Genomic DNA, 9,383 nt, shown 5'->3' with positions numbered 1-9,383 from the left:
GGTAAGAACCTGAAAAAAATCGTGATGACGTGTTTACTTATGCAAGTAGTTGGCCTGTCACCCTGAGCCTGTCGAAGGGTCGCGCGCAGAGGCCTTCACCCGCTATGCTTCGACAGGCTCAGCATGACAGCCCTTTTTTAACAATCATTCTCTCACAACAAGAAGTGTCTTTAGATATATATTGATAATCAACCACTTGCAAACACGTCATTATAAGGAGGTACGACGAAGCAATCCCCAAAAATACAGCTCGGATCTGCACAGTTACCCTGTAAGTTGGGGATTGCTTCGTGCCTCGCAATGACGATCTATTTATTTTCTATTAAATCCCCCACAACGCATCTCCCCATGTACTTTTATCCTTTAGCATAATTTCGCGCAGCATACCAATCTGGGGCATGCCATGGTCGAGTACCTGGTCGTGGAATTTTTTGAGGGAGAAGTTGGCGCCCTCCTGTTTTTTGTAATCCTCGCGCAGTTTTAGTATTTCCAGCTTGCCAATGGTGTAAAACAGGTATCCGGGATCGAAGGTACCACGCAAGGCTTCCTGCCTTGATGGTTTATCGCCCTGGTACCAGTTATCCATAAAAAATTTGGTGCCCTCATCAACACTCATGCCATGGGTGTGGGTTTTGATGGATACACACAAACGGCAAAGCCTTAGCAGTGCATCGCCCGATTGTGCCAGGCGATACTTAGCTGCCTTTACCGAATCGCCGTTATGACCATAACCTTCGTCGGTCATCATTTTTTCGCAATAGTGCGCCCAGCCTTCTACATAGGCATAGCTGCCAAAGATCTTTTCAATTTTGGTAGCCGATGACGCGTTAAGGTGTAAAAACTGGGTATAATGGCCCGGATATGCTTCGTGAATAGTTACGTTATCTGTAGTATAATAATCAAACTGCTTTAGCCAATCTTCCTTTTGTTGTGCTGTCCATTTGGGATCTACCGGTGTAATATAGTAGTAAGCCTCGGTTGCCTTGGTTTCAAACGGACCGGGCGTATCCATGGAAGCTGTGCCGGTAGCGCGTGCATATTGCGGGGTTTCCTCTACCTTAACCCTTACCGCTGATGGCATGGTTACAATGTTTTTATCGATCAGAAACTGCCTGATCTGCTCCAGGTTCTTTTTGGCATCAGGAATCAGGCTTTGGGCAGTTGGATGGTCTTTTTGCAAATCGTGGTACACATCAACCGGTTTTTTATTGGGGTTGATGATCTTCGCGGCGGCATTAAATGATTCCTGTTCTTTTTTTAACTGCGTTAAACCTATCTGTAATACCTTATCTGGCGTAAGTTTAATGCCCTCGCTGTACAGCAGCATTTTTTGGTAGCTGGCTGTGCCAATGGCATATTTATTATTTGCCTTGGGCAGCTTTTCTTTCTTCAGGAAATCAGCAAAATCGTTAACCGCTACAATGGCTGCCGCGTTAGCTTTGTTGAAAGTTTTCATCAGCGTATCGTTCTTCACATCTTTCAGTGCTACTTTCAGGTCGCCGCCTAAAAACGCGGCCGAGCCTTGTGCTATCTGGATAGCGGTTTCTACATACGGTTTGGCTAAAGTATCGTTGAGGTTAAGCCTGGCATCGGCCAATAATTTGGGTACCTGTTTTTCTATGGCGATGATGGATTTTACCCGCTCTTCTATCGGTGCAAAATTACGTTTCACATAAATGCTTACATCAACTATTCCCGCATAGGTCATAGGATTTTTGGTGTAGGTCCCCAGGTCCTCAAAAGTCCAGATCTCGCCTTTTATAGCCGAACGCAAAATGCGGTAATCATAAAACGCCTTTGGGCTCAAGGATGCAGTATCCGCACTGCTTAACTTCGCATCAAAATCCTTTAAACGGGCCAATTCCTTATCTATAGAAGCTTTGCTGACATCCGTTACCTTACCATCATACTGGTGATATCCCAATGCAACACCATTAGCCGGTCGCCAGGCCAGGTAGCCGTCAAGGTAATCATCGGCCAGTTTTTGAAACGCGGCATCTCCCGAAAGCGCACTATCGCCAGCAGATTTAGGCTTACAGCTAATGAGGATACAAAAAGGAATGATCAGGAAGGCTAACTTTTTCATACAGAATAGATTTGGAAAAACCTAAGATAATAGTTTACCGGGGACTGGGCAAGGGGGTAATCAGTACATAGGTGATTTAACTGAAAACCAATTGCTTAAAACAATTACCGGCCAATATTATTATATATATAAAACATACAACTATGAAAAAGAAATTCACCGCCATACTATTGCTTGCCGCAATGGTTGCCACTTTAACCATAAGCTGTGCGCCGCCAAAGAATATGCCGCACCCACCCAAGCCGCCAAAACCCGCAGCGCCATAAATATTGGGCCTTTAGCTTTAAAAGTTAAAGGCCTTTTTGTTGAATAACAAAATAATCCCTGCCAGATTAATCCTTTTCATTAAAAATGTATCATACGTATATACATCTTAATATTAGATGACGCATTAAAAATATATATCATGAAAAAGAGATTTGTTGCATTTGCACTATTAATATCAGCAGCAGTGGTATCAGTAACCTCAGGTTGCGTGGTACGCGATGGATACGGACACCACAGAGGTCATCATGACAGGTACCATAACGGATATAATAATGGCGGCGACCGTGGCCATTACCATAGCGGTTATAACCACTACTAATTTTTGATTGTTGTTTTAGAGTGATTGATAGCAAGGCGGTGATCGGTTGGATCATCGCTTTGTTTGTTTAATGGGGCTGCAATGCGACAATTATAGCACTCATTCAATGGTTTTGTTTAGGGGGTTAAAATCGTATCTTGCTTTTAATTATCACCTCGCAGACAATGAATCGTTACTTCCCTTTAGACAATCGCATCAATAAACTATATGGAGAAATAGGTGAAGCCATTCAAAAACTTTACCCAATTGGCTTGGCAAGAGATACTATTGAGTATGAGCAACATCCAGCTATTGTAGCTTTAATGAAAGTTTTCGAGGAAAATGGAACCAATAATAAGCTTTTCAACCAACCCTGGAAGGATTTTTTAAAAAAGCTAAAGGCTGGGGCAAAAAAGAGAATTCATAATAATAGTTACACTACAAATCCCTGTTTTAGTGGAGAGTTAATTTTAGAGAGATATGAGGACGTAACACTACGTAGGATAAAGAAGATTGTATTTTCAGTTAGCCAGATAGCAGACTTTTTTACAGTTTATGGTGTAGATGAAACTTTTATAAAGGAAAAAGAAATACCTTGGGCAAGTGGATATCATGCTATAAATGTGATCACAGAATCGCCTTATAGTGAATTTAAGACCAGTTTTAATTACGTACAAGCAACGATAGAAACACAATATCCGACATATAAACTTGTCCCGGTAAGGGTTTCAATGTATTTGGTGAAAGGCTTGCAAACTCCCTATAGCATTGAAGAGGAATGTAGCCTTCACAATGCTTTATTTGATAAAACATTTGATTTTCATCAGGTAAGAGCTTTCAGAGGGGAAGTATGTTATGGCAGCGGCCCCAGCAATATAGACGTTGTGTTGCTGCCTCCGCCGCCAAAAGATTAATGTTCGTTAGTGTGCCCTGTTTTCACGTGTGTAGCAAAATCAATTATAATCCTTTGTTTTGCAAAGGGGTATATAGTTCATTTCACCACTGCTCACCCTAACTTGAGTGCAGCGAATAGCGACCAGAGAGCTCAATGCCTGTTCAAGAAAGTTTTTTACGGTTAAGCACGTGAGGTTTTTCTCCTAACAACGTGTGTATGTTACCCCCCCGCAATAGGGATGGAAGTGAATACCGGCCTGTGGCTAATGCCTGTGTAGTATAAACGTACAGCCCGGGCCGCAGGCATTGCCCAGAACGTATCGCTAAAAGTGCAGATTAAATCCGGAGAACATCGCCCCAAATAAAACCCTTATATTTGTGACGTACTTAGCCCGGCTATCTGCAAAAAGACGGCCGGGCTATTTGGCTAAAAACAGGGTCGGGATTTTGAAATTTATGCTGTTAAATTTTATCGTACTGAAAATAAGCCGGCTAAAACTTTTTAAATTACTATTGATGTTAACTTATGTTGATAAAACCCCGCTTAGTTTTACACACCTATTATAAAAATGGTATTTATCTCGATTTAAATAGATTTTTCTTCGAAAAGGATCACTTTAAAAAGTGTCGGCTCCAGTATTTAAAGAAGCATTTTTCGGGGTTATTGAGCCCTTCCCTCCACCCAATCAACCATTTACAAAACTTTTTCTACCCAATCCCTTGAAAATCAAAAAATACTCCGTACCTTTGCAGTCCTTAAAATAAGGATAAAACTGTAAATACAAAAAGGAAAAAATGCCTACTATTCAGCAATTAGTTAGAAAAGGTAGAGTAGCTCTGGTTGACAAGAGTAAGTCGCCAGCGTTGGACAGCTGTCCACAGCGAAGAGGAGTATGCACACGCGTGTATACCACTACCCCTAAAAAACCAAACTCAGCAATGCGTAAAGTTGCCCGTGTGCGCTTAACCAACGGAAAAGAAGTAAATGCTTACATCCCGGGTGAAGGTCACAACTTACAGGAGCACTCTATCGTTTTGATCCGCGGTGGTCGTGTTAAGGATTTACCAGGTGTACGTTACCACATCATCCGTGGCGCATTAGATACATCAGGTGTTGCCGGCAGGAACCAACGTCGTAGTAAATACGGAACAAAACGCCCTAAACCAGGTCAGGCAGCTGCACCTACAAAAGGCGCACCAGCTAAGAAAAAGAAATAATTAAGGAGGATAGAAAGCAATGAGAAAGTCAAAACCAAAAAAAAGAATTATCCTTCCTGATCCAAGGTTCAATGATACCCTGGTTACAAGGTTCGTAAATAACATGATGTATGATGGTAAAAAATCTACCGCATACTCTATATTTTACAATGCAGTTGATATTGTTGAAAAGAAAACCAGCGAAAGCGGTTTAGAAACCTGGAAAAAGGCTTTAAACAATGTTATGCCAGCTGTTGAAGTAAAAAGCCGCCGTGTAGGTGGTGCAAACTTCCAGGTGCCAACAGAAGTTCGTCCGGAGCGTAAAATAGCTTTGGGTATGAAATGGCTTATCAGCTATGCCCGTCGTCGTGGTGAAAAAACCATGATGGAGAAATTAGCAGGTGAGATCATATCAGCAGCTAAAGGTGAAGGTGCAGCAGTGAAAAAGAAAGAAGATACGCATAAAATGGCTGAAGCCAACAAAGCGTTCTCTCACTTCCGTTTTTAATTAAAGGATTACACCGATATAAAAAGGATTACACCGATTATATATTAAGGTTACACTGATTTATTATGATTGCGCCCACAGCGGTAAAATCAATAAATCAGTGTAATCATTTTAAAAAGCCGGTGAAATCATAAAACAAAAAAAATGTCAAGAGATCTAAGATTTACAAGAAATATAGGTATTGCCGCTCACATTGATGCCGGTAAAACTACTACTACCGAGCGTATCCTTTATTACTCGGGCGTAAGCCACAAAATTGGTGAGGTACACGAAGGTGCTGCAACAATGGACTGGATGGCACAAGAGCAGGAACGTGGTATTACAATTACATCTGCTGCTACAACAGTTAACTGGAACTACAGAGGTCAAAAATACCATATCAACATTATTGATACACCGGGTCACGTGGATTTTACCGTTGAGGTAAACCGTTCACTGCGTGTATTAGATGGTTTGGTGTTCCTTTTTAGCGCCGTTGATGGTGTTGAGCCACAATCAGAAACCAACTGGAGACTTGCCAACAATTATAACGTTGCCCGTATAGGTTTCGTTAATAAAATGGACCGTAGCGGTGCCGACTTTTTAAATGTTGTAAAACAGGTAAAAAGCATGTTAGGCAGTAACGCAGTACCATTGCAGTTACCTATTGGTGCTGAAGAGCACTTTAAAGGTGTAGTGGATTTGATTAACTGGAAAGGTATTGTTTGGAATGAGCATGATAAAGGTATGACCTTTACCGAAGTGCCTATCCCGGAGGATATGATTGAAGAAGCTACCGAGTGGAGAGAGAAATTATTGGAATCAGTTGCTGATTACGATGAGAGCCTGATGGAGAAATTTTTTGATGCTCCTGAGACAATCACCGAGCGCGAAGTGCTTGATGCTTTACGTAAAGCTGTTTTAGATGCCAAAATTGTTCCTATGGTATGTGGTTCATCTTTCAAAAACAAAGGTGTACAAACCATGCTTGATTACGTGATGGAATTATTGCCTTCACCTATGGATGTTGAAGGTATCATCGGTCATCACCCAGATACCGGCGAAGAAATTTTACGTAAACCATCTGAAAAAGAACCATTTGCAGCATTAGCATTTAAAATTGCTACCGATCCTTTCGTRGGTAGGTTGTGCTTTATCCGCGTATACTCTGGTAATTTAGAGGCTGGTTCATATGTGCATAACATGCGTTCAGATAATAAAGAGCGTATTTCACGTATATTCCAGATGCATGCTAACAAGCAAAACCCTATCCCTAACGTAGGTGCAGGTGATATTGCAGCGGTAGTAGGCTTTAAAGATATTAAAACAGGTGATACCCTGTGCGATGAGAAATTCCCGATCATCCTTGAATCGATGAATTTCCCTGACCCGGTTATCGGTTTAGCTATTGAGCCTAAAACTCAGGCTGATGTTGATAAATTAGGTATCGCTCTTGGTAAATTATCTGAAGAGGATCCAACTTTCCACGTAAAATCTGACGAAGAAACTGGCCAGACTGTAATCAGCGGTATGGGCGAGCTTCACTTAGATATCATCATGGACCGTTTGAAACGTGAGTTTAAAGTAGAGGTTAACCAGGGCGCGCCACAAGTTGCTTATAAAGAAGCAATTACAGGTACTGTTCAGCACCGCGAAACTTACAAGAAACAAACCGGTGGTCGTGGTAAATTTGCCGATATCCAGGTTATACTTTCACCAAACGATGAAGGTAAAGAAGGTTTACAGTTTGTGAACGAAATCAGCGGTGGTTCAATCCCCCGTGAGTTTATCCCATCTGTTGAAAAAGGCTTCGCGGCTTCAATGGCAAACGGTGTATTAGCCGGCTTCCCGTTAACCAGCTTAAAAGTACGTTTAATTGATGGTTCGTTCCACGCGGTCGATTCAGATGCGCTATCTTTCGAGTTAGCAGCTAAGATGGCTTACCGTGAGGCATTGCCAAAATGTAAACCAGTATTGCTTGAGCCGATCATGAAAATCGAGATCCTTACCCCTGAAGAAAACATGGGTGATGTTATCGGTGACATGAACCGTCGTCGTGGCCAGCTTTTAGGTATGGATTCACGTGCAGGTGCACAGGTAATTAAAGCTACTGTACCACTTTCAGAAATGTTTGGTTATGTAACCCAGTTACGTACCATCACATCTGGCCGTGCTACTTCAACCATGGAGTTTGATCACTATGCTGAAGCGCCACGTAACGTACAGGAAGAAGTAGTTGCCAAAGTAAAAGGCAAAAAAGCTGCTGCAAACGCGTAATAATAATTTGAAGATTGGGTGATTTGAAAATTTGAGGATGCTTTTTTAATTTTCAAATCTTCAAATTACCAAATTTTCAAATACAACAATAAACAATCAATTGCCCTAATAAATAGCTCTTAGGGTGGTTAAAATCAAATTAACATGAGCCAAAGAATCAGGATCAAATTAAAATCTTACGATTACAACCTGGTAGATAAATCTGCCGAGAAGATCGTAAAAACAGTAAAGCCAACAGGCGCTGTAGTTAGCGGACCACTTCCGTTACCAACCGAAAAGAAAATTTTCACCGTTTTACGTTCACCACACGTAAACAAAAAGGCACGTGAGCAATTTCAATTATGCTCATACAAGCGCTTATTAGACATTTACAGCTCGAACTCGAAAACTGTAGATGCCCTGATGAAGCTTGAGTTGCCAAGCGGCGTTGAAGTTGAAATCAAAGTTTGATAGATGCCCGGCCCACTGAAAGGTGTGGGACAACATAAAAAAGCACCATCCGGTTTCGGGTGGTGTTTTTTGTTTTTACAGATTATATTTATCTATGCGAAAGGGACTTTTAATATTAGTAATTCCGTTTTTCAGTTTCGGATGTTCCGAAACTCACCGGATACGCAAAATGGCCGATGCACTGGGCAAGTGTGAAAATAACTGGCAATACTTTACATTAACTCAGCCAATTAAAGGTATAGTATTATTACACACAAAAGGATATTGTGGATATGCACATATCCATGCCAACACGATTGTTATAATCAATAATGCCGATACTATTCGTGTAAACGGCCCCTGCTATACTGAAAATACGACAGTCGCAGATTCGGTGCTTGTTAGTCCCTATGAAACTGATAATTTAATAGGAGCACTTGGTGATGGTAAATACGACTGTACAATAATGAAAACCTGTTATGGTATAATAACTAAAGTTAAAAAGCCGTAGCAAAAAAAATCTTGCTACCCGATACTAACTACTTGATACTTTCACGGGCGATGCCTGCGGCCCGGGCTCTATGCTCATACTGCACAGGCCTTAGCCACGTTGGCCGGTATCCGCGCCGATCCCTATCGCAAAATTTTGTCTGAACTGGAATTTTCAGAATTAGAGAATTAACAGAATCTCAATTCAAGGAATTCTAATGATCCCACAAATTCCGGTTCAGACAAACTCATTTTCAAATTTTCAAATAATTGCCATCATCTGCACATCTGTAATCTGAAATCTGCACATCCTTAAGAAACATGCTGCGGCAGCTGGCTCATGTCCATATACGCAAACTCCCATAGGTGGCCGTCCAAATCCTGGAAGCCCCAGCCGTACATCCAGCCGTGATCTTGCTTGTCGTTTGGGGTAGTGGCGCCGGCGGCAACTGCTTTGGCTATCATTTCGTCGACAGCTTCGCGGCTATCTAAGGAGATGCAGTTGATGGCTTCGGTTACTTTGGTAGCATCAGCAATTTCCTTCTTTGTAAACGTTTTAAAAAACGGCTCGGTTATCAGCATAAAAAATATGGTATCGCTTATCACCAAGGAGCCGGCCACTTCGTTGGTAAACTGTGGGTTGAAGCTGTAACCCAGGCTGGTAAAAAATTCGATTGATTTGTTAAGATCTTTAACAGGAAGGTTTACAAAAATTTGAGTTGCCATGATAGTTTGCTTTTAAATGTTACAATACAAATGTAAATCTATCCCCCCAAACCCATACGGTGCAAATACGACAATTAAAGGGCGATTACTGACAGCCCTTACCTACATCCCTATTTGCTTGCGCACTTTGGCCGGGAGCTTTTCGGCAATAAGCCGGTAAGATTGTTTGATGTAAAACTCCCAGTCGTGGATACTCAGGCAGCGGATATCGGCTATATGCACCCACTTGTACC

The 9,383-nt window shown here is 41.7% G+C and carries 10 protein-coding genes; 8 read left to right on the top strand and 2 right to left on the bottom strand.

Annotated features, from left to right (window positions below):
• Nucleotides 1-322: 322 nt before the first annotated feature.
• Nucleotides 323-2,086, bottom strand: a complete 1,764-nt coding sequence (locus AC1DPZ_RS16765) for a DUF885 domain-containing protein (RefSeq protein ID WP_477405428.1) — start codon at nucleotides 2,084-2,086, stop codon at nucleotides 323-325.
• Nucleotides 2,087-2,229: 143 nt separating this feature from the next.
• On the opposite strand from AC1DPZ_RS16765, the gene AC1DPZ_RS16760 reads away from it, so the two are divergent.
• The 8 genes from AC1DPZ_RS16760 to AC1DPZ_RS16725 all read left to right on the top strand — a co-directional run bounded on the left by AC1DPZ_RS16760 (nucleotide 2,230) and on the right by AC1DPZ_RS16725 (nucleotide 8,446).
• Nucleotides 2,230-2,352, top strand: a complete 123-nt coding sequence (locus tag AC1DPZ_RS16760; RefSeq protein WP_477405426.1) for a hypothetical protein — start codon at nucleotides 2,230-2,232, stop codon at nucleotides 2,350-2,352.
• 140 nt (nucleotides 2,353-2,492) lie between these two features.
• Nucleotides 2,493-2,672, top strand: a complete 180-nt coding sequence (locus tag AC1DPZ_RS16755) for a hypothetical protein (RefSeq protein ID WP_477405424.1) — start codon at nucleotides 2,493-2,495, stop codon at nucleotides 2,670-2,672.
• Nucleotides 2,673-2,836: 164 nt separating this feature from the next.
• Nucleotides 2,837-3,565, top strand: a complete 729-nt coding sequence (locus tag AC1DPZ_RS16750) for a hypothetical protein (protein WP_477405422.1) — start codon at nucleotides 2,837-2,839, stop codon at nucleotides 3,563-3,565.
• A gap of 775 nt (nucleotides 3,566-4,340) precedes the next feature.
• Complete coding sequence (rpsL, locus tag AC1DPZ_RS16745; RefSeq protein ID WP_067190071.1) at nucleotides 4,341-4,763, top strand: 30S ribosomal protein S12; 423 nt, start codon at nucleotides 4,341-4,343, stop codon at nucleotides 4,761-4,763.
• A 19-nt stretch (nucleotides 4,764-4,782) separates the two neighbouring features.
• Complete coding sequence (gene rpsG / locus AC1DPZ_RS16740) at nucleotides 4,783-5,250, top strand: 30S ribosomal protein S7 (RefSeq protein ID WP_076377343.1); 468 nt, start codon at nucleotides 4,783-4,785, stop codon at nucleotides 5,248-5,250.
• A gap of 144 nt (nucleotides 5,251-5,394) precedes the next feature.
• Complete coding sequence (fusA, locus tag AC1DPZ_RS16735; protein ID WP_477405420.1) at nucleotides 5,395-7,506, top strand: elongation factor G; 2,112 nt, start codon at nucleotides 5,395-5,397, stop codon at nucleotides 7,504-7,506.
• A gap of 144 nt (nucleotides 7,507-7,650) precedes the next feature.
• Nucleotides 7,651-7,956, top strand: coding sequence for a 30S ribosomal protein S10 (gene rpsJ, locus AC1DPZ_RS16730; RefSeq protein WP_022830652.1), 306 nt, complete (start codon nucleotides 7,651-7,653; stop codon nucleotides 7,954-7,956).
• A 169-nt stretch (nucleotides 7,957-8,125) separates the two neighbouring features.
• Nucleotides 8,126-8,446 (top strand): hypothetical protein, encoded by a 321-nt coding sequence (locus tag AC1DPZ_RS16725; protein ID WP_477405418.1) that lies wholly within the window; start codon nucleotides 8,126-8,128, stop codon nucleotides 8,444-8,446.
• A gap of 290 nt (nucleotides 8,447-8,736) precedes the next feature.
• Here the strand turns inward: AC1DPZ_RS16725 and AC1DPZ_RS16720 are convergent, their stop codons facing one another.
• Nucleotides 8,737-9,150, bottom strand: coding sequence for a VOC family protein (locus tag AC1DPZ_RS16720; RefSeq protein WP_477405416.1), 414 nt, complete (start codon nucleotides 9,148-9,150; stop codon nucleotides 8,737-8,739).
• Nucleotides 9,151-9,383: the final 233 nt, after the last annotated feature.

This window comes from Mucilaginibacter sp. P4_G9, assembly GCF_056400985.1.
This window is presented reverse-complemented; position numbering and strand designations above follow the sequence as displayed.

Bases quoted from the DNA above. Each gene is read 5' to 3' on its own strand.
- AC1DPZ_RS16765 (WP_477405428.1), bottom strand. From the start codon at position 2,086: ATGAAAAAGTTAGCCTTCCTGATCATTCCTTTTTGTATCCTCATTAGC.
- AC1DPZ_RS16760 (WP_477405426.1), top strand. From the start codon at position 2,230: ATGAAAAAGAAATTCACCGCCATACTATTGCTTGCCGCAATGGTTGCC.
- AC1DPZ_RS16755 (WP_477405424.1), top strand. From the start codon at position 2,493: ATGAAAAAGAGATTTGTTGCATTTGCACTATTAATATCAGCAGCAGTG.
- AC1DPZ_RS16750 (WP_477405422.1), top strand. From the start codon at position 2,837: ATGAATCGTTACTTCCCTTTAGACAATCGCATCAATAAACTATATGGA.
- rpsL (WP_067190071.1), top strand. From the start codon at position 4,341: ATGCCTACTATTCAGCAATTAGTTAGAAAAGGTAGAGTAGCTCTGGTT.
- rpsG (WP_076377343.1), top strand. From the start codon at position 4,783: ATGAGAAAGTCAAAACCAAAAAAAAGAATTATCCTTCCTGATCCAAGG.
- rpsJ (WP_022830652.1), top strand. From the start codon at position 7,651: ATGAGCCAAAGAATCAGGATCAAATTAAAATCTTACGATTACAACCTG.
- AC1DPZ_RS16725 (WP_477405418.1), top strand. From the start codon at position 8,126: ATGGCCGATGCACTGGGCAAGTGTGAAAATAACTGGCAATACTTTACA.
- AC1DPZ_RS16720 (WP_477405416.1), bottom strand. From the start codon at position 9,150: ATGGCAACTCAAATTTTTGTAAACCTTCCTGTTAAAGATCTTAACAAA.